Annotated in this window: 20 protein-coding genes; 10 read left to right on the forward strand and 10 right to left on the reverse strand. The window is 67.9% G+C overall.

Translation table 11 applies throughout. The features are described from left to right. Window positions 1-19: 19 nt before the first annotated feature. Window positions 20-2,680: a sensor histidine kinase KdpD gene (locus BW38_RS06425; RefSeq protein WP_025879419.1), complete on the forward strand. Its 2,661-nt coding sequence runs from the start codon at window positions 20-22 to the stop codon at window positions 2,678-2,680. Next, window positions 2,661-3,374: a response regulator transcription factor gene (locus BW38_RS06420; protein ID WP_025879418.1), complete on the forward strand. Its 714-nt coding sequence runs from the start codon at window positions 2,661-2,663 to the stop codon at window positions 3,372-3,374. The genes BW38_RS06425 and BW38_RS06420 overlap by 20 nt, the downstream gene beginning before the upstream one ends. Window positions 3,375-3,709: 335 nt before the next feature. Here BW38_RS06420 and BW38_RS06415 read toward each other — a convergent pair whose 3' ends face one another. Genes BW38_RS06415 through coaBC form a run of 3 tightly spaced genes read right to left on the reverse strand, consistent with a single transcriptional unit; the run spans window position 3,710 to window position 7,818 of the window. Beyond that, window positions 3,710-6,058 (reverse strand): phosphomannomutase/phosphoglucomutase, encoded by a 2,349-nt coding sequence (locus BW38_RS06415; RefSeq protein WP_032977032.1) that lies wholly within the window; start codon window positions 6,056-6,058, stop codon window positions 3,710-3,712. Between the two features lie 12 nt (window positions 6,059-6,070). Then, a complete protein-coding gene (gene dut / locus BW38_RS06410) occupies window positions 6,071-6,559 on the reverse strand; it encodes a dUTP diphosphatase (RefSeq protein ID WP_025878378.1) in 489 nt (162 codons plus the stop codon). After that, window positions 6,556-7,818, reverse strand: a complete 1,263-nt coding sequence (gene coaBC / locus BW38_RS06405) for a bifunctional phosphopantothenoylcysteine decarboxylase/phosphopantothenate--cysteine ligase CoaBC (protein WP_032977034.1) — start codon at window positions 7,816-7,818, stop codon at window positions 6,556-6,558. The genes dut and coaBC overlap by 4 nt, the downstream gene beginning before the upstream one ends. A 225-nt stretch (window positions 7,819-8,043) precedes the next feature. Here coaBC and BW38_RS06400 point away from each other — a divergent pair, with 225 nt between their 5' ends. The 4 genes from BW38_RS06400 (at window position 8,044) to BW38_RS06385 (ending at window position 12,164) form a co-directional block, all read left to right on the forward strand. Next, window positions 8,044-8,670: a response regulator transcription factor gene (locus tag BW38_RS06400; protein WP_025878376.1), complete on the forward strand. Its 627-nt coding sequence runs from the start codon at window positions 8,044-8,046 to the stop codon at window positions 8,668-8,670. A gap of 71 nt (window positions 8,671-8,741) precedes the next feature. After that, window positions 8,742-9,446 carry a DNA repair protein RadC gene (radC, locus tag BW38_RS06395; RefSeq protein WP_032977045.1) on the forward strand — a complete coding sequence of 235 codons (705 nt, stop codon included), beginning with the start codon at window positions 8,742-8,744 and terminating at the stop codon, window positions 9,444-9,446. A 114-nt stretch (window positions 9,447-9,560) separates the two neighbouring features. Beyond that, window positions 9,561-11,249, forward strand: coding sequence for an arginine--tRNA ligase (gene argS, locus BW38_RS06390; RefSeq protein WP_025878374.1), 1,689 nt, complete (start codon window positions 9,561-9,563; stop codon window positions 11,247-11,249). Window positions 11,250-11,270: 21 nt separating this feature from the next. Next, a complete protein-coding gene (locus tag BW38_RS06385) occupies window positions 11,271-12,164 on the forward strand; it encodes an SPOR domain-containing protein (protein WP_032977036.1) in 894 nt (297 codons plus the stop codon). Window positions 12,165-12,252: 88 nt separating this feature from the next. Here the strand turns inward: BW38_RS06385 and BW38_RS06380 are convergent, their stop codons facing one another. Together BW38_RS06380 and BW38_RS06375 are read right to left on the reverse strand one after the other, a co-directional pair. Beyond that, a complete protein-coding gene (locus BW38_RS06380) occupies window positions 12,253-13,005 on the reverse strand; it encodes an SDR family NAD(P)-dependent oxidoreductase (RefSeq protein ID WP_025878372.1) in 753 nt (250 codons plus the stop codon). Between the two features lie 88 nt (window positions 13,006-13,093). Then, window positions 13,094-13,588, reverse strand: coding sequence for a hypothetical protein (locus BW38_RS06375; protein WP_032977038.1), 495 nt, complete (start codon window positions 13,586-13,588; stop codon window positions 13,094-13,096). A gap of 85 nt (window positions 13,589-13,673) precedes the next feature. Here BW38_RS06375 and BW38_RS06370 point away from each other — a divergent pair, with 85 nt between their 5' ends. Continuing rightward, entirely contained in the window at window positions 13,674-14,141 is a 468-nt protein-coding gene (locus BW38_RS06370) for a DUF1456 family protein (protein ID WP_025878370.1), read from the forward strand. On the opposite strand, the gene BW38_RS06365 is transcribed toward BW38_RS06370, so the two are convergent. Continuing rightward, the gene (locus BW38_RS06365) at window positions 14,110-14,997 is read right to left on the reverse strand and encodes a LysR family transcriptional regulator (RefSeq protein ID WP_032977040.1); all 888 of its coding nucleotides are present in this window, start codon (window positions 14,995-14,997) and stop codon (window positions 14,110-14,112) included. The genes BW38_RS06370 and BW38_RS06365 overlap by 32 nt on opposite strands. A 99-nt stretch (window positions 14,998-15,096) precedes the next feature. Here BW38_RS06365 and BW38_RS06360 point away from each other — a divergent pair, with 99 nt between their 5' ends. Then, complete coding sequence (locus BW38_RS06360; protein ID WP_025878368.1) at window positions 15,097-16,290, forward strand: MFS transporter; 1,194 nt, start codon at window positions 15,097-15,099, stop codon at window positions 16,288-16,290. Here BW38_RS06360 and BW38_RS06355 read toward each other — a convergent pair. Next, window positions 16,287-16,985, reverse strand: a complete 699-nt coding sequence (locus BW38_RS06355; RefSeq protein ID WP_032977047.1) for a TorF family putative porin — start codon at window positions 16,983-16,985, stop codon at window positions 16,287-16,289. The genes BW38_RS06360 and BW38_RS06355 overlap by 4 nt on opposite strands. A 165-nt stretch (window positions 16,986-17,150) precedes the next feature. Between BW38_RS06355 and BW38_RS06350 the strand changes: the two genes are divergently transcribed. Further along, window positions 17,151-17,540: a DUF6165 family protein gene (locus BW38_RS06350; protein WP_025878366.1), complete on the forward strand. Its 390-nt coding sequence runs from the start codon at window positions 17,151-17,153 to the stop codon at window positions 17,538-17,540. Between the two features lie 9 nt (window positions 17,541-17,549). On the opposite strand, the gene BW38_RS06345 is transcribed toward BW38_RS06350, so the two are convergent. After that, the gene (locus BW38_RS06345) at window positions 17,550-18,227 is read right to left on the reverse strand and encodes a response regulator transcription factor (RefSeq protein WP_032977042.1); all 678 of its coding nucleotides are present in this window, start codon (window positions 18,225-18,227) and stop codon (window positions 17,550-17,552) included. A 191-nt stretch (window positions 18,228-18,418) separates the two neighbouring features. Next, window positions 18,419-18,991, reverse strand: a complete 573-nt coding sequence (locus BW38_RS06340; protein ID WP_025878364.1) for an Ax21 family protein — start codon at window positions 18,989-18,991, stop codon at window positions 18,419-18,421. Window positions 18,992-19,269: 278 nt separating this feature from the next. Here BW38_RS06340 and BW38_RS06335 point away from each other — a divergent pair, with 278 nt between their 5' ends. Next, window positions 19,270-19,629, forward strand: coding sequence for a DUF1428 domain-containing protein (locus BW38_RS06335; protein WP_025878363.1), 360 nt, complete (start codon window positions 19,270-19,272; stop codon window positions 19,627-19,629). 15 nt (window positions 19,630-19,644) lie between these two features. Here the strand turns inward: BW38_RS06335 and BW38_RS06330 are convergent, their stop codons facing one another. Beyond that, window positions 19,645-20,343 (reverse strand): hypothetical protein, encoded by a 699-nt coding sequence (locus BW38_RS06330; protein ID WP_032977044.1) that lies wholly within the window; start codon window positions 20,341-20,343, stop codon window positions 19,645-19,647. Between the last annotated feature and the right edge of the window lie 205 nt (window positions 20,344-20,548).

Genomic DNA, 20,548 nt, shown 5'->3' on the forward strand with positions numbered 1-20,548 from the left:
GGCCATGACAGCGGCTCCCATGACTGATCTGCGGACCCGCCAGGCCAACGCCCTGGTGGAAGGACTGCAACGCGAAGCCGGTGGCAAGCTCACCGTGTTCCTGGGCGCTGCGCCCGGCGTCGGCAAGACCTACGCCATGCTGACCCGCGCGCAGGAACAGCTGCGCCGTGGCGTGGACCTGGTGGTCGGGCTGGTGGAGACCCACGGCCGTGCCGATACCCAGGCCCTGCTGGAAGGCCTGCCACGGCTGCCGCTGAAGGACGTGGCCTACCATGGCCACGACCTGCAGGAGATGGACCTGGACGCCGTGCTGGCGAGAAAACCAGCGCTGGTGCTGGTGGACGAGCTGGCCCATCGCAATGCGCCGGGCAGCCGCCACGAACGGCGCTGGCAGGACGTGATGGAACTGCTGGACGCCGGCATCGACGTCTGGACCACGGTCAACATCCAGCATCTGGAAAGCCTCAACGATGTGGTGATGCGCATCACCGGCGTGCGTGTCAGCGAGACCGTGCCCGATGGCGTGCTCGACCGCCTGCATGACATCGTGCTGGTCGACCTGCCGCCGCGCGAACTGATCGCGCGCCTGCAGCAGGGCAAGGTGTACGTGCCCGAGCAGGCCGCGCAGGCCCTGCAGGCGTTCTTCTCGCCGGCCAACCTGACTGCATTGCGCGAGCTGGCGATGCAGGAGGCCGCCGACCGTGTCGACAGCAGCCTGCGCGAAGCACGCGCCGCGCGCGGCGAGAGCAATCTGCCGTTGCGGCGTGGCGTGCTGGTGGCGATCGACGGCGGTGGCCAGAGCGAATACCTGGTGCGGGTGGCACGGCGCATCGCCGAACGCCGCGATGCACCGTGGACGGTGGTGACGGTGCAGGGGCGCCGCCAGGACGAAGCGACCCGGCGCGAGATCGATGCTGCGTTCGCGCTGGCCCGCCGCCTCGGCGGCGAAGCCGAGCTGCTGCATGGTTCAAGCATCGCCGATGCATTGCTCGACCACGCCGCGCACAACGGCGTATCGACGCTGGTGCTGGGCCGTACCCGCGAACGGCCGCTGGCGCGGATGTTCAACCGTACCCTGACCCAGCAGCTGATCCAGCGCGGCGCGCACTACGAGATCACCATCATCAGCACGCCGCAGGCGCGTGCGCGTTCCCGTCGAGAGGGGCTGCTGCCACCGATGCGCGGGGTCAGCCACGAGCCGTTGCAGGCCCTGATCGCCACCGCCCTTGCCTGCGCGGTGGCGTGGCTGGTCGAACGCTGGGTGGGCATGGCCGATCTGTCGATGGTGTTCATCGTGGCGGTGGTGCTGGTGGCTGCACGTACCCGCGCCAGCGTCGCGGTGATGGCGGCGATCCTGTGTTTTCTCGCTTACAACTTCCTGTTCATCGCGCCGCGCTTCACCTTCGCCATCGGCGCGCGGCAGGGCGTGATCACCGTGTTCCTGTTCCTGGCGGCGGCGCTGGTGGCCGGACGCCTGGCGTCGCGCCTGCGCATGCAGGTGATCGCACTGCGCGCGGCCAACCGCCATGCACGCGCACGCCAGCAGTTGGGCCGGCAGCTGGCCAGCGCGGCCGGCAATGGTGAAGTGGCACAGGCCGGCCGGCATGCGCTGGAACAGGCCATGGACGTACCGGCCTGGCTGCGGATCGGCGCCGATACCGCCGCCGGTGGCCGCAGCCTGCCCGGTGATACCGATCTGGCGGCGGCCGACTGGGCCCTGCGCCATGGCCAGCCCAGTGGCCGCTTCACCGATACCCTGGCCGGCGCGCAATGGTGGTTCCTGCCGCTGCTGGACGGCGAAGACCGCGCGATCGGCGTGGCCGGCCTGTACCTGCCGGGTGCGCAGGCGCGGCTGCTGCCCGAACAGCGCCAGCTGGCCGAAGCGATGGTCGACGACATCGCCCAGGCCGCGTTGCGCACGCGCCTGGTGGCCGAGCTGGAACAGGCGCATGTAAGCAACGAGACCGAGCGGCTGCGCTCTGCCCTGCTTTCTTCGGTGTCGCACGACCTGCGTTCGCCGCTGGCAGCGATGATCGGCTCGGCCGACAGCCTGGCCAGCTACGGTACGGCGATGGATCTGGCCGACCGCCGCGCGTTGCTGGACACCATCCTGGTCGAAGGCGAGCGCCTGGACCGCTACATCCAGAACCTGCTGGACATGACCCGGTTGGGCCACGAGGGCCTGAAGATCAACCGCGACTGGATAGGCGTGGACGAGCTGATCGGTTCGGCCGCCCGACGCCTGCAGCGCTACCAGCCGAAGGTGCGGCTGGAGCTGGATATTCCGGCAACGCTGGCACCGATATGGGTGCATCCGGCACTGGTGGAACAGGCGGTGTTCAACGTGATGGAGAACGCTGCCAAGTTCTCGCCAGCCGATGCCGCCGTGCAGGTGCTGGCGCGCGAACTGGACGGTCAGCTGCGCATCGACGTGATCGATGCCGGCCCCGGCATTCCCGACGACGAGCGCGCGCGCATCTTCGACATGTTCTACAGCGTCGAACGCGGCGACCGCGGCCGCCACGGCACCGGCCTGGGCCTGACCATCTGCCAGGGCATGATCGGCGCACACGGCGGCAGCGTGCAGGCGCTGCCCGGGCGCGACGGTCGCGGTACCCTGATCCGCATTACCCTGCCCCTGCTCAAGCCAGCCTCCCACGATGAGTCCGACCCCGACTGATGCCAGCGCGCCGGCCCCGCGCGTGCTGGTGATCGACGATGAAACACAGATCCGCCGGTTCCTGGACATCAGCCTGCGCGCGCAGGGCTACCAGGTGCGCCAGGCCGCGACCGGCCAGGAAGGCCTGCAGATGGCTGCCAGCGAGGACATGGACCTGGTGATCCTGGACATCGGCCTGCCGGACATGGAAGGCCACGAGGTACTGGAGCAGCTGCGGCAGTGGAGCCAGGTGCCGGTGATCATGCTGACCGTGCGTGCCGGCGAAACCGAGAAAGTGCGTGCACTGGACAACGGCGCCAACGACTATGTGACCAAGCCCTTCGGCACCCAGGAACTGATGGCGCGGGTGCGGGCGCTGCTGCGCACACGCAGCGTGCCGACCGATGGCACGCCGCCGGTGTTCGACGATGGCCACCTGCACGTGGACCTGGTGCGCCGTGAAGTGGCGATCGATGGCGAGCTGGTGGCATTGACCCGCAAGGAGTACGCATTGCTGTCGCTGCTGCTGCGCAATGCCGGGCGGGTGGTCACCCAGCCACAGATCCTGCAGGAAATCTGGGGGCCCACCCACCAGCACGACACCCACTACCTGCGCATCCTGGTCGGCAAGCTGCGGCACAAGCTGGGCGACTCGGCGCTGGATTCGCGCTACCTGTTCACCGAACCGGGCGTGGGGCTGCGGTTCAAGGGGTGAGGCGTGCCGACCCTCGGTCGGCACCCACCAGACAAGTAGATCCACGCCATGCGTGGATGGACATCATCGAAGAGCATCCACGCTTGGCGTGGATCTACTGTGTCGACCAAGGTCGACACCCACCAACAGCACCGGGAAATTGTCAGAGGTGGGGCGGTGTCGGAGTGCGGGGTGTCAGCCGCATGGATGCGGCTGCCAAGCCTACAAGGACGTACTTGCGGCGTCCCCGCACTCCGACACCGCTCCACCAACCCACGGAGTGCCCGCTGTTGCTGTTGAGGTTGCCGGCCAGCGGCCGGCACTACCGCGGGTGCCGGGCGCAGCCCGGCCTCACCTCAGAACCCCAGCGGGGTGTCGCCCAGCACCGGCTGCAGCTGGCTGCGGAACAGCGCCTGGATACGCTCCAGTGCTGCTTCGTCGTTGCCTTCGAAACGTAGCACCAGCACCGGCGTGGTGTTGGAGGCGCGAACCAGGCCCCAGCCGTCGGCGAAGTCCACCCGCAGGCCGTCGATGGTCGACAGGCGGCCGCCGACATACGGGTTGTCCGGCGACTGCGCAGCGGCCACCAGCATCGCCACCAACGCATGCGGGGTGCCCTCGGCCACCGGCACCTTCAGCTCCGGCGTCGCCACCATTTCCGGCAGTTCGGCCAGCACTTCGTCCGGCGTTTCCTCGCGCTGGGCCAGGATCTCCAGCAGGCGTGCAGCGGCATACAGGCCATCGTCAAAGCCGAACCAGCGTTCCTTGAAGAAGAAGTGGCCGCTCATCTCGCCCGCCAGTTCGGCGTCGGTCTCGCGCATCTTCGCCTTCATCAGCGAGTGCCCGGTCTTCCACATCAACGGGCTGCCGCCGTTGCGCAGCACGTGATCGGACAACCTACCGGTGCACTTCACGTCGTAGATCACCATCGCGCCCGGGTTGCGCATCAGCACGTCGGCGGCGAACAGCATCAGCAGACGGTCGGCGTAGATGATCTTGCCTTCACTGGTGACCACGCCAAGGCGATCGCCATCACCATCGAACGCCACGCCGAGGTCGGCGCCAAAGCGCTTGACCGTCTGCACCAGGTCTTCCAGGTTGGCCGGCTCGCTGGGATCGGGGTGGTGGTTGGGGAAGGTGCCGTCGACATCGCAGTACAACGGGATGACTTCTGCGCCGATCGCTTCCAGCAGCTGCGGGGCGAAGGCACCGGCCACGCCGTTGCCCGCGTCGGCCACCACTTTCAGTGGTCGGTCCAGCTGCACGTCATCGGCAATACGCTGGATGTAATCGGCGGCGACCTCGCGCTGCTGGTAATCACCCGGCTCCGCAGCCTGCACCAGACGGCCTTCGACAATGCGCTGGTAAAGGTCGGTGATCGCATCGCCGGACAGGGTCTCACCACCGATGACGATCTTGAAACCGTTGTAGTCCGGCGGATTGTGGCTGCCGGTGACCGCTACACAGGTACCGGTGCGCAGATGGAAGGCGGCGAAATACACCACCGGGGTCGGCGCCAGGCCGATATCGATGACCGCACAGCCGGCACGCCGCAGGCCTTCGGCAAGACCGGCCGACAGTTCGGGACCGGACAAGCGCCCATCGCGACCGATCACCACCTCGCGCAGGCCCTGCTCAAGGGCGACGGTGCCGATGGCCTGGCCGATCAGCGCGGCGGTGCGCGCCGTCAGCTGGCTGCCCACGACGCCGCGGATGTCGTAGGCGCGGAAGATGCCTGCAGCCAGCTCGTCGGCCGGAACCGGTGGCGGTGGAGGTGGCGCAGCCTCGGCCACCGTCTCGCCGGGCACAGTTGGCGGGACCATCTGCAGGCTTTCGCGCAGGGTCGGGCCGTGATCGGCGTCGGCCACCGCGCTGCGCCGGCTGGGCAGCGGCAGTGATTTCGGCAGCCGGCCACGACCTACCACCAGCAGTACCGCGATGAAGCCCAGCAGCAGGGCGACAATCGCGCTGGCGAGGGCTCCCAGCCCCAGCGGGCCGGGTTCCACATTGGGCACCCCGGCGGCCAGCCGCAACGGCGTTCCCGCCACCGGGCGCGCCATTGCTTCGGCGCTCTCGGACAGGCCGGTATCGCCCTGCACCACGATGTTGTGTGCTCCCTGGCGCAGCGCCAGGAAGCCATTGCCGGGGGCGCTCACCTGATCCAGCGGCGCGGTCAACCGCAGCAGCGGCTGGCGGACATACACCACCGCCGGCCCGACACCGGCCAGTTGCACCGGCGCGGCCAGACCCAGGCGGTTGCCGCCGCCATCGCGGACCACGCGCAGGGTTGCCTTGCCTTCGGCCAGCGCAGATTCCAGCAGGGCCAGGCGTGCGAATCCAAAAGTGGCCGCATCGGCATAGCCTGCGGCCAGGTCAGCGCCCAGCACCTCCACCTGCTCGACGCCGGTCCAGCTTTCCCGCAGCGCCAGCGCGGCGCCGGCGGCATCACCGGCCTGCAGCGCCTGCTGCACGCGGTCGCCCTTCAACTGCTGCTGCAGCTGCTGCAACTGGCCGGAGGCAGCCTGCTGCAGCCCTTGCACGGCCTGGTCGCGCGCCTGTTCCAGCGCGTCCCCGCTGGCGGCCTGCCGCCACTGCTGCACCGCGCTCCAGCCGAACCAGGCGGCCAGCAGTACCAGCAGCACGCCCAGCAATGGCGCGCTGCGTCCCAACGTCGTTCCCCGCTGTGCTTCCCCGATGCCGCTCATCGATGTCCCCTGTCAACGCACCCCGGTATGGCCGAATCCACCCGTTCCCCGCACGCTGTCGGTGAAAGTATCCACCACCTGCAGGCTGACGCGGGCAATCGGCACGATCACCAACTGGGCGATGCGATCGCCCGGCTCGATGGTGAAGGCCTCGCGGCCACGGTTCCAGACACTGATCAGCAGCGGCCCCTGGTAGTCGGCGTCGATCAGGCCGGTGCCGTTGCCGAGCACGATGCCATGGCGATGGCCCAGGCCCGAACGCGGCAGGATCACTGCGCACAGATGAGGATCGGCGATATGGATGGCCAGGCCGCTGGGAACCAGTGCGGTATCGCCCGGCTGGAGGGTCAGCGCGGTTTCCAGCGCCGCGCGCAGATCCATGCCGGCGCTGGCTTCGGTGGCGTAGGCCGGCAGCGGCCAGCTGTCGCCGAAGCGGGGGTCGAGCAGCTTTACCTGCAACGGTTGCGGGGAGAGTCCGTGGGTGTTGCTTGCCTGGGTCATGCCTGAAGCCTCCGCGCGATCAGCGCCAGCAGTTGTTCGGCCAGCTCACGCTTGGAAGTAGCCGGGAATACCTGTTCGCCATCCTGCCAGAAGGCCGTGGCGGCATTGTTGTCGCTTTCGAAACCACCGCCGCTGATGCCCACCTGGTTGGCGATCACCAGGTCCAGGCGCTTGTCGACCAGCTTGCCGCGCGCGTATTTCTCCACATCGTGGGTCTCGGCGGCAAAGCCGACCACCAGCTTCAACGACTGCGTCTGCGCGGCAACCTCGGCCAGGATGTCCGGGGTGCGCACCAGCTCGATCACCAGCGACTGGCTGTCGGCGGTCTTCTTCAGCTTCTGCGCGGCCACCTGGCGCGGGGTGTAGTCGGAAACGGCGGCAGCACCGATGTAGATGTCGGCCGGCAACGCATCCAGTACCGCCTCGCGCATCTGCGCGGCAGAGCGCACATCGATGCGCTGCACGCCGGGCGGCGTCGGCAGCTGCACCGGACCGCTGACCAGCACCACCTGGGCACCGAGCCCGGCGGCAGCGGCGGCCAGCGCGTAGCCCATCTTGCCGCTGCTGCGGTTGCCCACGTAACGCACCGGATCGATGTCTTCATAGGTCGGGCCGGCGCTGATCAGCAGGCGCAGGCCCTGCAGGGCGTGCGTTTCCGGCGCTGCGGCAGCGGCAGCGGCAGCGCCGTTGGCGGCCAGGGCGGCGACGATGTCGGCCGGCTCGGCCAAACGACCGGGGCCGGATTCGCCTTCGGCCAGCGGCCCATCGACCGGACCGATCACCTGCGCGCCACGCTGGCGCAGCAGGGCGATATTGGCCTGGGTGGCCGGATGCAGCCACATCCGATGGTTCATCGCCGGGCACACGGTCAGTGGTGCGGTGCTGGCCAGGCACAAGGTGCTGACCAGGTCGTCGGCGTGGCCCTGGGCCAGGCGGGCCAGCAGGTCGGCGGTGCCTGGCGCGATCACGATGCGATCGGCCCAGCGTGCCAGTTCAATGTGGCCCATGGCCTGTTCGGCGGCGCTGTCCCACAAGGTAGTGCGGGTCGGCTGGCCGGAAAGGGCCTGGAAGCTGAGTGGGGTGACGAACTGCTGGGCGCCGGCCGTCATCGCCACCTGCACCAGCGCACCGGCATCACGCAGGCGTCGAACCAGTTCCAGGGCCTTGTAGGCCGCGATCCCGCCACCGACACACAAGAGCAGTTTCTGGCCTTCCAGCGCGCGGGTCCGCGTCGGGGAAGCGTTGGGAGAATCAGCCACCTGGAATTCCTGTGCAAACGAGGGCGTTAGCTTACCCGAAGGCCAGCAACCTCCCGGTGCACGCGGCACATAGCGGGCGGCTATCAGCACATGGGCGGGGGCCGATGGAGTTTTCCGGGTTTGCTGCGCGCCGATTCGGAACTTTCCTATACCTCTTCGCGTCCCCGCTTTGCAGAATCATTGCTGGCCACCGAGGTGTGCCGTTCGATTTCCCAGGAGTTCCCCGTGCAACCGCGCATCATCATTGCCGACGACCATCCGGTCGTCCTGCACGGCATCCGAATCGTGCTTGAGCGTCACCAGATGGACGTGGCCGGTGCCGCTGCCGACGGTGCCGGACTGCTGCAGCTGCTGGTCCAGCAGCCCTGCCACGCCGTACTCACCGACCTGTCCATGCCCGGCCCCGGCCCGGACGGCCCTGAACTGCTGGCCGAGCTGCGCCAACGCCATCCCGACCTTCCCGTGGTAGTGCTGACCGGGGCCAGGCACCCGGGCTTGCTCGATGGCCTGCTGCGCGATGGCGTACACGGCCTTGTCGACAAGAGCGCCGACTTCGCCGAACTACCGCAGGCCCTGCATGCCGCCATGGCCGGGCAGGTGTTCGTTTCCGACCAGCTGCGGCGCCACCTGCAGGCCCGCGATCTGCTGTTCCCCCATCCACCGGCTGCGTTGTCGACACGCGAACTGGAAGTGCTGCAACTGCTGACCGATGGCCTGAACATCAATGCCATCGCCGACCGCAGCGGGCGCAGCCCGAAGACGATCAGCCGGCAGAAGGCCGAAGCCATGCGCAAGCTGGGCCTGCAGACCAACCAGGAACTCTACGACTACCTGCAGACCCGGCGCGACTGAGGGCTTGGCCGACCCGCAGGTGCGGCAAGGGCTTATGGGAGCGGTCGGCGATGATCGCCATGATGGGTGCCATGCCCATCCATGAATGGCCCGAAGAAGAGCGCCCCCGCGAGAAGCTGCTGGCCCGCGGTCCCACTTCACTGTCCGACGCCGAACTGCTGGCCCTGTTCCTGGGTTCCGGCATTGGCGGCCGGGACGCCGTACAGACCGCGCGCGACCTGTTGCTCGCCCACGGCCCGTTGCGCGTGCTGCTGGACCGCTCCGCCCGCGAACTATCGAAACTCCCCGGGTTGGGGCCGGCTCGCAGCTGCACGCTGGCCGCAGGGCTGGAGCTGGCCCACCGCTACCTGGCCGCTGAACTGCAACAGGGCGAAGCGGTCGGCAACAACCCTGCCGCCGTCGGCCGTTACCTGCAGCACCGTCTGCGTGGGCAGGCACGGGAACTGTTCGTGGTCCTGTTCCTGGACAACCGCCACCGCCTGATCGCCTGCGAGGAACTGTTCGCCGGTACCATCAACGCGGCCCCGGTCTACCCCCGTGAAGTAGTGCGCAGAGCCCTGCTGCACAACGCCGCCGCGGTCATCCTCAGCCATAACCATCCCTCTGGCGACCCGGAACCCTCGGCCGCCGACGCGCAGATCACCGAGGAACTGCAACGGGCCTTGGCACTGGTCGACATCCGCCTGCTGGACCACTTCGTGGTCGGCGAGGGGCGTCCGGTTTCGTTTGCTGAACGGGGTCTTCTGCCACCGCTCCAGGCCCGCCTGGTCGGATGAGCCCCGCAGCAGCACGCCGCGACGCGTGCCCTGGCAGGCAGGCCCCGGTCAGCGTTGAGGCCGGCATCTGCGCTAAAATGGGCGATTCCGCCGCTCATTCTCACAGCAGGCCTCGTGAAAAATCTCCTCCGCGCCCTGATCAGCCAAGGCATCGAAGCCTTGCGCGCCAATGGCACCCTGCCCGTCGACTCCCTGCCGCCGGACTTCGTGGTCGAGCGCCCGAAGACCCGCGACCATGGCGACTTCGCCACCAACGCCGCGATGCTGCTGGCCAAGGCCGCGCGCAGCAATCCGCGCGCACTGGCACAGGCGCTGGTCGAGGCACTGCCGCGCAGCGAAGACGTCAGCAAGGTCGAGATCGCCGGCCCCGGCTTCATCAATTTCCACCTGGCGCCGGCCGCGTACCAGCGTGAAGCCGTCACCGTCATCAAGGAAGGCGCCGATTACGGCCGCAACCTGTCCGGCAATGGCCGCACGGTAGGCGTGGAGTATGTGTCGGCCAACCCGACCGGTCCGCTGCATGTCGGCCACGGCCGCGCCGCGGCCATCGGCGACTGCGTGGCACGCGTGCTCGATGCCAACGGCTGGAATGCCAAGCGCGAGTTCTACTACAACGATGCCGGCGTGCAGATCGAGAACCTGGCGCTGTCGACCCAGGCCCGGGTGAAGGGCATTGCCCCGGACCAGGAAGGCTGGCCGGAAGGCGGCTACCGCGGCGACTACATCGCCGACGTGGCACGTGCCTACATGTCCGGCGCCAGCGTCGACCTGGAAGGCACCCTGGTGGTCGGCGCCAAGGACCCGGACGACCTGCAGGCGATCCGCCGCTTCGCCGTGGCCTACCTGCGCAACGAGCAGAACCTGGACCTGGCCGCGTTCGGCGTGGATTTCGACATCTACTTCCTGGAAAGCTCGCTGTACGCCGATGGCAAGGTCGCCGAGGCAGTGGCCAAGCTGCAGGCGTCGGGCCATACCTATGAGGAAGGCGGCGCGCTGTGGCTGCGCAGCACCGACTTCGGTGACGACAAGGACCGCGTGATGCGCAAGTCCGACGGCACCTTCACCTACTTCGTGCCGGACGTGGCCTACCACCTGTCGAAGTGGCAGCGCGGCTACGAGCGCGCGATCACCGAACTGGGCGCGGACCACCACGGTTCACTGGCGCGCGTGCGTGCCGGCCTGCAGGCCATGGAAGTGGGCATCCCGCAGGGCTGGCCTGAATACGTGCTGCACCAGATGGTCACCGTCATGCGCGGCGGCGAGGAAGTGAAGCTGTCCAAGCGTGCCGGCAGCTACTTCACCCTGCGCGACCTCATCGAAGAAGCCGGCCGCGACGCGACCCGCTGGTTCCTGATCGCACGCAAGCCCGATTCACAGCTGACCTTCGACATCGACCTGGCCCGTCAGCAGAGCAACGACAACCCGGTGTTCTACGTGCAGTACGCACATGCCCGTGTCTGCAGCCTGCTGCGCCAGGCGCAGGAGAAGGGTCTGGTCTACGAACAGGGCACCGGCCTGTCCAATCTGGGCCGCCTGGCCGATGACGCATCGCTGGCCCTGATGAACGAGATCTCGCGTTATCCGGAAGTGGTGGAAGCGGCCGGCGTGGCGCTGGAACCGCATCTGGTCGCGCAGTACCTGCGCGAATTGGCGCACGCCTTCCACACGTGGTATCACGGGACGCCGGTGCTGGTGGACGACGCGACCGATCGCAATGCCAAGTTGACCCTGGCCTGCGCGGCGCGCCAGGTACTGGCCAACGGCCTCGACCTCCTGGGCGTTTCCGCCCCGGAAAAAATGTAAGCCTCAGGAGACGCAGTAGACATGGCAGCACGACGCGGCAAGACACAGGCTCGGCGCAACAGCAGCCAAGGCACGCCCGGATGGGTGTGGCTGGTTGCCGGCGTGGCGATCGCCGCCGTGGTGTTCCTGGCGGCGCCGAACCTGTTCAAGGGCGAGGGCGATGGCTTCCTGCGCGCCGGTCCGCAGCCGAACCCGAACGCGCAGCCGGCGCCGGTGGCCGATGGCGAAGGCGATGTCGGCACCCAGCCGGCCGCACAGCCGGTCACGCCGAAACCGGCTGAGCCGGAAAAGCCGGCCGCCACCCAGTACGACTTCTACACCCTGCTGCCTGGCAAGGAAGTGGAGATGTCCGACGCCGAACTGGCCGCCAGCGCGCGCGCCGAGGAACAGCGCCGGAGCAAGGCCGAAGCGCAGCGCGCGCAGGCCGCACTGGAAGGCAAGCCCGTGCCGGCGGCGGTTGCGGCCGCAGCCCCTGCGGCGACGGCGAGCGTTGCCAGCACCGCGCCGGTGACCGCCACCAGCCGTCCGCTGCCGACGCCGGTGAGTGAACGCCCGACGACCGCCGCGCCAGCGGCCACCACCGCGCCGGCCAGCACCAGCACCGTTGCCGCCGCTCCTGCGGCACGCAGCGAAACCGCGCCGGCCACCGCCAGCACTGCAGCAGCCCCGGCACCGGCCGACAACGCCCGCTACATCCTGCAGGCCGGTGCGTTCGGCGCGTCCGGCGATGCCGAAGCGACCAAGGCCAAGCTGGCGATGATGGGCCTGGCCGCACGCGTGGAGTCGGCGCAGATCAACGGCAAGACCGTGTACCGCGTACGCATGGGGCCCTATGGCACCGCCGGTGAGCTTTCCGAAGCCAAGCAGAAGCTGGATGGCACCGGCCTGCAGGCGATGGCGATCAAGGCGCAGTAAGCGTGCGGGCATAATGAAAAAAGCCGGGCATTGCCCGGCTTTTTTTTTTTGCCCGTGCAGCGCCGGGCTCGACGCTGCAGACGGCGGATCAGCTCTCGCGGGCAACCTGGAAACCGGCGAACGACTGGCTGACCGGCATCAGTTCCAGGCGATTGATGTTCAGGTGCGGGGGCAGGCTCGCCACCCAGAAGATCTGCTCGGCGATGTCTTCGGCGGTCATCGGGTTGGCGCCGGTGTAAAGCTTGTCCGACGCAACCTGGTCGCCATGGGTGCGGACCACGGTGAACTCGGTTTCGGCCATGCCCGGCTCGATGGTGGTCACGCGTACACCGGTACCGTGCAGGTCTGAACGCAGGCCCAGCGAGAACTGGCTGACGAACGCCTTGGTGCCGCCATAGGCGTTGCCGCCCGGATACGGATAGACACCGGCCACCGACGAAATGTTGATGATGGCGCCCTTGCGCTCCACCAGCTGCGGCAACAGGCGATGGGTCAGGGTGACCAGCGCGGTGATGTTGGTGTCGATCATCGTCGTCCAGTCCTTCAGGCTGGCGCTCTGCGCCGGCGCGGTGCCCTGGGCGAGACCGGCATTGTTGACCAGCAGATCGATGTCACCGAAGGCCGGCGGCAGCGCCAGCAGTGCCGCCTCCATCGCGACCGGATCACGCACGTCGAACACGGCCGCGTGCACCACCTCCTTGCCGTAGCGCTCGACCAGCGGCTGCAGGCGTTCGCTGCGACGGCCGGTGGCGATCACTTTCCAGCCCGCCTGGGCGAAGCGGTGTACGGCAGCGGCGCCGAAGCCGGACGTGGCGCCGGTAATCAGGACGGTTCGGGTCATCAGACAACTCCGTGGGAAACCAGACCGCCATTCTGGCACCGTCGGCCCACGGCTGCGTTGCCTGATCGGCCCGCTGCGGTGCGCGTGGTCAGCGCAGGCGGAACACGCGTGCCTTCGGCAGATCTTCGTCGACCTGCAGGAACCAGCGCCCGGCAATGCCCGGAATCACCTCGATCTGCGGTGCCTGCAGGGTCTTGCGCAGCTTCATCTGGCCCTTCATCACCTGCCACTGCTGACCGTTGTCGAGGGTGAACACTGTGCCCGGCTGCCAACCCGCAACGTCGCCGACCACGCGGGCGCTGACCGGCCCCTCTTCCAGGCCCAGGTGCATCGCCGCCGGGGCGGGAACGTTGGCCGGCACCGGCGCGCCGGTGTTGGCCGCAACCGCCGCCCGCGTGGGTACGGGCGTAGATGCCTCGGCCTCGCGCAGCACGCGGTTCAGGGTCTGCAGCTGGGTCGCGTCCAGGTCCACTTCAGCCAGCTGGGCCGCGCTGAGACGCTGCTCCACGGGCACGAAACGGTCCTGGGCGGTGGCGGCGAAGCTGCTGGCGGCCAGCAGAACGGAAAGGAGGTACCGGCGCATTGGAGAGGGTCTCTGCAGAACAGCGCTCACGATGCTGCAATCCGGTGACAATCCGGTTACAGCCGCAGGGCCGGTACAATGGGCCATGATCAATAATGATGTACTGCGCAGCGTGCGCTATTCCCTGGACCTCGGCGACCACCACGTGGTGACCCTGTGCCAGATGGCCGATCCGGCGTTCGAAGTGGATGTCGACCAGGCCAAGGCCTGGCTGCTGCGTGAAGACGAGCCGGGTTTCCAGCCGATGAGCGACAGTGCGCTGGCGCACTTCCTCGATGGCCTGATCCTGCACCTGCGCGGTCACGATGAGGGCCAGGCGCCGCGCGCGGTGGAAACCCGCATCGACAACAACCTGGTGTTGAAGAAGCTGCGCGTGGCCTTCCAGCTGCGCGATGTCGACATGATGGAGATCTTCACCAGCATCGGCTTCAACGTCTCCAAATCCGAACTCGGCGCGCTGTTCCGCCAGCCCGGCCACAAGAACTACCGGCGCTGCCTGGACCAGATGCTGCGCAACTTCCTCAAGGGCCTGAGCCTGCGCCTGCGCAGCTGAGCACGGCGTCGACGAAGGCGCGTGCGGCCGGCGTCGGCAGGCGCTGCCAGACCAGATGTACGCGCCGGGTCGGGGTCGGTTGCAGCGGCACCTGCACCACCCCTTCGAAACCGTCGGCGATCCGCACCGGCACGATGCCCACCGCCAGGCCGTGGCGGACGAAGCGCTCGACCAGTTCCATCAGGTTGACCTCGAAACGCACCTGATGCGGCAGGCCCGCTGCGGCGAACGCATCATCGGTCTGCCGGCGCGCGCCGGTCCCCTGCGGGAAATCGACCAGGGCCTCATCCTGCAGCGCCGCCAACGGCAACCGCTGGCGCGTGGCCAACCGATGCTGCGGCGCCAGCACGGCCACCAGATCCTCTTTCTGCAGCATCTGGTGGCAGACGCCCTCGAGATGGGCCGACGGCGCCAGCCCCACCAGCGCCACGTCCAGTGCGCGCGACTGCACCTGCTGCAGCAGGGTCTCGCTCTTGTCCACCCGCAACTGGAACTCCACCTGCGGGTGCTGCTGCTGGAAGGCAGCCAGCATGGCCACCACGTCGACGCCGGTCAGCGACGAGATCTGCCCGATCGCCAGCAGCCCGCGCACGTCACCACTGACGGCAGCGACATCGGCACGCAGGTGGCGCAGGCTGGCCAGCACCTGCCGGGCGTGCACCAGCAACGTCTCTCCCGCCGCGGTGGCGCGCACCTGGCGCGGCAGCCGCTCGAACAACGTCGTGCCCAGCTCCTGCTCCAGATGGGCAATCTGATGGCTCAGGGCGGACTGCACGACGTGGCAGCGCGCGGCCGCACGGGTGAAGTTGCCCTCTTCAGCCAGGGCCACGGCGAACTCGAGCTGCTTCAGGTTCACACCCGTATCTCAATTCCAGATGACAGCGATGATGATGATTCATTTCCATCATGATCGCAGCAGGCGGACACTGTGCTGCCCTGCTTCACGGAACATCGCGTGTCCCCTTCCCTTCCTCCCCTGCAGCGCTGGCAGATCCTGTTGATGTCGGTCGCCACCGGTGTCGCGGTGGCCAGCAATTACTACGCGCAGCCGTTGCTGCATACCATCGCCGATGCCTTCGGCGTGCCTTTCGGCCAGGTCGGCATGGTGGTGACCGCTGCGCAGTTGAGCTACGCCGCTGGCCTGATCCTGCTGGTGCCGTTGGGTGATCTGTTCGAGCGCCGCCGGCTGATCGTGGTGATGACGTTGCTGTCGGCCAGCGGGCTGGTGATCAGCGCGTGCGCGCCGTCGTTGCCATGGCTGCTGGCCGGTACCGCGATCACCGGGTTGTTCTCGGTGGTGGCGCAGGTGCTGGTGCCGTTCGCCGCCACCCTGGCCGCACCGGAGCATCGCGGCCGCGTGGTCGGCACGCTGATGAGCGGGCTGCTGCTGGGCATCCTGCTGGCACGCACCGTGGCCGGGCTGCTGTCGAGCCTGGGCGACTGGCGCCTGGTCTATGCGATCGCTGCAGGTACGCTGGTGCTGACCGCGCTGGCCCTGCAGCGCGGCCTGCCGCGTTTCCACCACAGCGCCGGGCTGAGCTACTTCGCGCTGCTGCGCTCGATCGGCACGCTGTTCGTGCAGGAGCCGGTGCTGCGCCAGCGCACGTTGCTCGGCGCGTGCAGCTTTGCGATGTTCGCGATCTTCTGGACGCCACTGGCCTTCCTGCTGGCGCAGCCGCCGTATGCCTACAGCGACGCCACCATCGGCCTGTTCGGGCTGGTCGGTGCCGCCGGTACGCTGGCTGCTGGCCTTGCCGGGCGCATGTCGGATCGTGGCCAGACCGGCCGGGCCACGGCCATTGCGCTGGTGCTGTTGCTGCTGTCCTGGCTGCCTCTGGGGCTGTCGGCGCATTCGCTGCTGGCGCTGCTGGTCGGCGTGGTGGTGCTGGACCTGGCCGCGCAGCTGCTGCATGTCAGCAACCAGAACCTGATCTACGCACTGCAGCCGGAGGCACGCAACCGCCTCAATGCCGGTTACATGACCGGCTATTTCATCGGGGGTTCGCTGGGCTCGCTGCTGTCGGCACAGGTCTACCAGCGTTTCGGCTGGACCGGCGTATGCGTGGCCGGTACCGCGGTGGCGGTACTGGCCCTGCTGGTGTGGCTGCCCAGTGCCTGGCGCGCACGCCAGGCCGCGTCGGCCGACTAGAAGCTGCCCTGCAGCGCCAGTTCCCAGCGTCCACCGGCATTGCCCGGGAACAGACGCTTGGCGGCGCTGTCGGTGTCATGCACGGTGGCGCGCAGTTCCCAGGCCGGCGTCAACGTAGCAATGGCACTGAGCTGGCCATGCAGGTAGTCCGGCCCCTGCGCGGTGGCCAGCCAGTACTGCCCCACCGCCGCTTCCAACCGCACGCGCTCGTTCAACGGCACCCGCACGCCCAGCTGTGCGTAGGTGCCGCGACGGCCGCCGGCCAGGGCATCGTTGGAGTGGGCAACCTGCAGCCAGGCGCGTTGCTTCCAGGTGGTGGTGACATTGAGTTCGGTCCAGTCCAGTGCGCGGCCAGTGCCCGGATAGACATACCGGGTGAGGTTCGCATCCAGGCTCCAGTCCGGCGACAGCGCGCCGGACCAGCCGGCGACGAGATCGAACTCGCTGCGTGCCCCGCTGTCCGGCGTGAACGAGACATTCGATCCCCATGCGCTGGCATACCAGCCCGAACCCACCGTCACCTTTGCCCCCACCTGCGCGGCCGGATCGCCCTCGCTCTGCGAACTGCCGCGCCAGACATAGTCGCTGGTCAATGCCGCCGTGCCACTCACCTGCACCTGCGCCTGCACGCTGCCGGCGCACAGCAGCCCCGCCAGTGCGGCCGCGCTGGCCACGATCATCCCCTTGCTCTTCACTGCACTCACTTCCTCGTCGAAGGCGGTCTGTCCGCCGGGACGGCAGTGTCGATGGCAGGGCCGTAACGGTTCGATGGCGATGCTGCCGTGCCAGCGCAAATTCAGCGTAAATCCGCGCTGCGGTGGGCGCGGTATCATGCGGGCCTATTTCCAGGAACCAACCACGTGGACGCCATCCTGACCCCGGTATCGATCGGCGAGCTGATCGACAAGATCACCATTCTCGAGATCAAGGCCGAGCGCATCGACGATGCGACCAAGCTGGCCAACGTACGCACCGAGCTTGACGGCCTGCTGCCGCTGCTGCAGCAGCAGCTTGACGCGCAGCCGGCACTGGCCGCGTTGAAGACGCAGTTGAAGGCCATCAACGAGCGCATGTGGGAGATCCAGGACCAGCTGCGCGACAAGGAAGCGGCGCAGGTATTCGACGAGGCGTTCATCCAGCTGGCGCGCGGCGTGTACGGCACCAACGGCGAACGCGTGCAGGTGAAGAACGAGATCAACCGTGTTGCCGGTTCGGCGCTGGTCGAGGAAAAGCAGTACCAGGGCGAGTAAGCGCGCCCGTCAGCCATACTCCAGCAGGTGGCGGATGCGGAACAGTTCGACATCGCTGCGGATGCCGAGCTTCTGGTAGGCCGCTTTCTTCTGCGTGCTGATCGTGCTGGCCGAGCGCTGGAAGCGCCGGGCCACTTCGCCGGTGCTGCACCCCTGCAGCACCAGCCGCAGCACTTCGCGTTCACGCCGGCTCAGTGGCGTCAGGCTGGGCGCCGACATGCGCCGCGCGCGCGATCGATTCAGCTGCGTGCGCAGCTCCGGGGGCACGAACCGCCCACCGCGGGCCACCACGTCCACCGCGCGCAGCAGCATTTCCGGCGTGGTCGCCTTGGACAGGAAGCCGCGTGCGCCGGCCTGCATCGTCGTGGCCACGGTGCTGGCATTGCAGTGCGCCGACAGCACCAGTATCGGCAGGCTGGGCCAGCGCCGGGACAATCCGCGCAGCAGCTGCAACCCGTCGCCAAGATCCCCCAGCGGCAGCGCATCGATCACCAGCAGGTCAACGCAGCCGGGTTCGCGTTGCAGCAGTTCCACCAGGTCATCTTCGTTGGCGTAGCTGCCGCGCACGTGCACGCCGCTGTGCTGGTGCAGCAGCACTTCCACCCCCAGCCGCAGCACCGGATGCGGATCCAGCAGCGCCAGACGGCGCGGCCGGTCGGGGAGCAGCGGTGGGAGTACGGGCGGCATCGCGGTGTATCCGGCAGCACGGGATATCCACCGTAGGCCGCCACTGGCGGTGGCGGAATCCAATTCATTGCAATGCAACATGACGCCGCGCACCGCAGTCAGACTCTGTTCTGATTCCCCACAACGCAACAGGCCCGGCAATGCCGGGCCTGTTTCAGCACGAACAGCGCGCGGGCGCGCCGTAGATGCAATTACCAGCTGAAGCGCGGGCCGACGGTGTATTCCTTGTCGCCGTGGCGGTTCATCTTCAGCTCGCCGTTCAGGCCCCAGTTCTGGTTCAGCTTGACCTGACCACCCAGACGGCCGTACCACTGGCTGTCGATGTCGACGCCGTGCTTCTTCGAATAGTCTTCGTAACCGACCAGGCCGTAGACCTCAGCGTGGGCACCGAACGCGGTACGGATACCGGCTTCAGCGCTGTAGCCGTTGAAATCCAGGCCGTGCTTCTGGTCGAACTTCTGGTAGGCGACGCGGGCAACGAAGTCGGTCGACGGAGCGATTTCGACGTTGTAGCCGGCACCGACCTTCCACTGGTCAACCTTGATGTTGGTGTGGTCGACTTCCTGACGGCTGTACTCGCCGAAAGCGTGGAAGTTCGGCAGGAAGCCGTAGGAACCCTTCACGCCCCAGCCATCAGCCTTGATGCCGTCAACGTCGGTCTTGGCGTAGTCAGCCTCGGCGTAGTTGTAGGACAGGTTTTCGGCGGCCGAAGCGGTGAACGGCAGGGCAGCGGCCAGAGCCAGAGCAATCAGCGAATTCTTCATGGGGGTACACCTTTACTTTCTTATGGTGTGCAGCAGCGCCAGGGCGCCATCGCATCGGGAATGTAAATTCTCCGTTATTCGCCACAACGCTCCCTGAAAACAGCGGTCTTCGCATTGCTGAATTTTTTGCATTGATTCAGCAAGGCTCAGGCATACGCGCGCGGTACGCGCACGCGCTTCGATTCAATGGCGCGGCAATCGATGTCGATTTGCCGTGCCCTGAAGCGTCGACTCAATGAAGGCCGTGCACCTGGCACGGTCCATTCCGGAGGCAAGCGATGAGCTACATCGATGGTTTCGTCCTGGCGGTGCCCACCGCCAACAAGGAGAAGTTCCTCGCCCACGCGCGCAGCGGCGACGTGGTGTTCCTCGAACACGGCGCGCTGCGCGTGGTCGAGTGCTGGGGCGATGACGTGCCGCACGGCAAGACCACCGACTTCTTCGGCGCGGTGAAAGCCACGGCGGAGGAGACCGTGGTGTTTTCCTGGATCGAGTGGCCGGACAAGGCCACCCGCGATGCAGGCATGCAGAAAATGATGGAAGACCCGCGGTTGGACCCGTCGAAGAATCCCATGCCGTTCGACGGTGCACGGATGATCTACGGCGGATTCGAGCCGATCTTCGAACTCAAGCGCTGACCCGGGCGGGCGTCCTCAGCGGGCGCCCGCTTCATCCTCACCGGCCGCGTGGCCGGCACCCAGCGCAGCACCGGCACCAACACCCAGCCCGCCCATTCCGGCACCCATGCCGCCGCCACCGCCGCCACCTCCACCGGTGCGACCGCCCTTGGCGTCGCCCTCGTTGCGGCCCTTGCCACTTCCGCCACCGCTGCCCGCAGGGCGGGTAGGCCCTTGGCGCGGGATCTCCAGGTCGCCCGGTATCGGCGCAAGGTCCAGCGCCTCGCGGACGAAGTCGCGCAGCGAGATCACCAGTTCGTGTGTGTGCACCGCACGCCCCTGTGCCAGTTCACTGGCAGCGCGCGCGGCCAGCCGTACCTGCTCGTCGGTGCCCAGCAGCAGGATGTCCGACAAGGCCGCTTCGACCGCATCGCGGATGCGCCGGGCCCGATCCGAGCCCGGCTCGGCGATGCCTTCTTCGTGGGCCCGCTGGCGCAGGTCGCGCAGGTGGGTTGGATCGACCCCCAGCTCACCGGTGAAGGAGCCGCCCAGCGTCTTGTAGGCCGCCATCAAGGTACGCAGCCGCTCATTGATCTGCCGGTTCTCTCGTTCGCGGCGCTGCTGCAGGGTCTGCATCACCAGCAGGCGGATGCCCACGCCGAGCAGGGTGATCAGGACCAACCCGGCCAGGGTGGACAGCACGCCCTGCCAGGAACTGAAATCGATGCCGCGCATGGTCAGGGCTCCTGCGGAAGACCTTCATCTTGCCCCAGGCTGCTGCCGCAGATCCACGCCAGGCAATGATCAGTCCCCCCCCCCCCCCCCACCCCCGCAGCCTCCCCGCCCCCCCCCCCCCCCGCCCCCCCCCCCCTCCGCCCCCCTCCCCGCCCCCCCCCCCCTCCCCCCCCCCCCCCCCCCCCCCCGCCCCCCCCTCCCCCCC

It is taken from the genome of Stenotrophomonas sp. RIT309, assembly GCF_000632045.1.
Classification (GTDB): domain Bacteria; phylum Pseudomonadota; class Gammaproteobacteria; order Xanthomonadales; family Xanthomonadaceae; genus Stenotrophomonas; species Stenotrophomonas indicatrix.

Coding starts and splice junctions, on each gene's coding strand:
- BW38_RS06425 (WP_025879419.1), top strand. CDS start 20: ATGACTGATCTGCGGACCCGCCAGGCCAACGCCCTGGTGGAAGGACTG.
- BW38_RS06420 (WP_025879418.1), top strand. CDS start 2,661: ATGAGTCCGACCCCGACTGATGCCAGCGCGCCGGCCCCGCGCGTGCTG.
- BW38_RS06415 (WP_032977032.1), bottom strand. CDS start 6,058: ATGAGCGGCATCGGGGAAGCACAGCGGGGAACGACGTTGGGACGCAGC.
- dut (WP_025878378.1), bottom strand. CDS start 6,559: ATGACCCAGGCAAGCAACACCCACGGACTCTCCCCGCAACCGTTGCAG.
- radC (WP_032977045.1), top strand. CDS start 8,742: ATGCCCATCCATGAATGGCCCGAAGAAGAGCGCCCCCGCGAGAAGCTG.
- BW38_RS06385 (WP_032977036.1), top strand. CDS start 11,271: ATGGCAGCACGACGCGGCAAGACACAGGCTCGGCGCAACAGCAGCCAA.
- BW38_RS06380 (WP_025878372.1), bottom strand. CDS start 13,005: ATGACCCGAACCGTCCTGATTACCGGCGCCACGTCCGGCTTCGGCGCC.
- BW38_RS06375 (WP_032977038.1), bottom strand. CDS start 13,588: ATGCGCCGGTACCTCCTTTCCGTTCTGCTGGCCGCCAGCAGCTTCGCC.
- BW38_RS06370 (WP_025878370.1), top strand. CDS start 13,674: ATGATCAATAATGATGTACTGCGCAGCGTGCGCTATTCCCTGGACCTC.
- BW38_RS06345 (WP_032977042.1), bottom strand. CDS start 18,227: ATGCCGCCCGTACTCCCACCGCTGCTCCCCGACCGGCCGCGCCGTCTG.
- BW38_RS06340 (WP_025878364.1), bottom strand. CDS start 18,991: ATGAAGAATTCGCTGATTGCTCTGGCTCTGGCCGCTGCCCTGCCGTTC.
- BW38_RS06335 (WP_025878363.1), top strand. CDS start 19,270: ATGAGCTACATCGATGGTTTCGTCCTGGCGGTGCCCACCGCCAACAAG.
- BW38_RS06330 (WP_032977044.1), bottom strand. CDS start 20,343: ATGCGCGGCATCGATTTCAGTTCCTGGCAGGGCGTGCTGTCCACCCTG.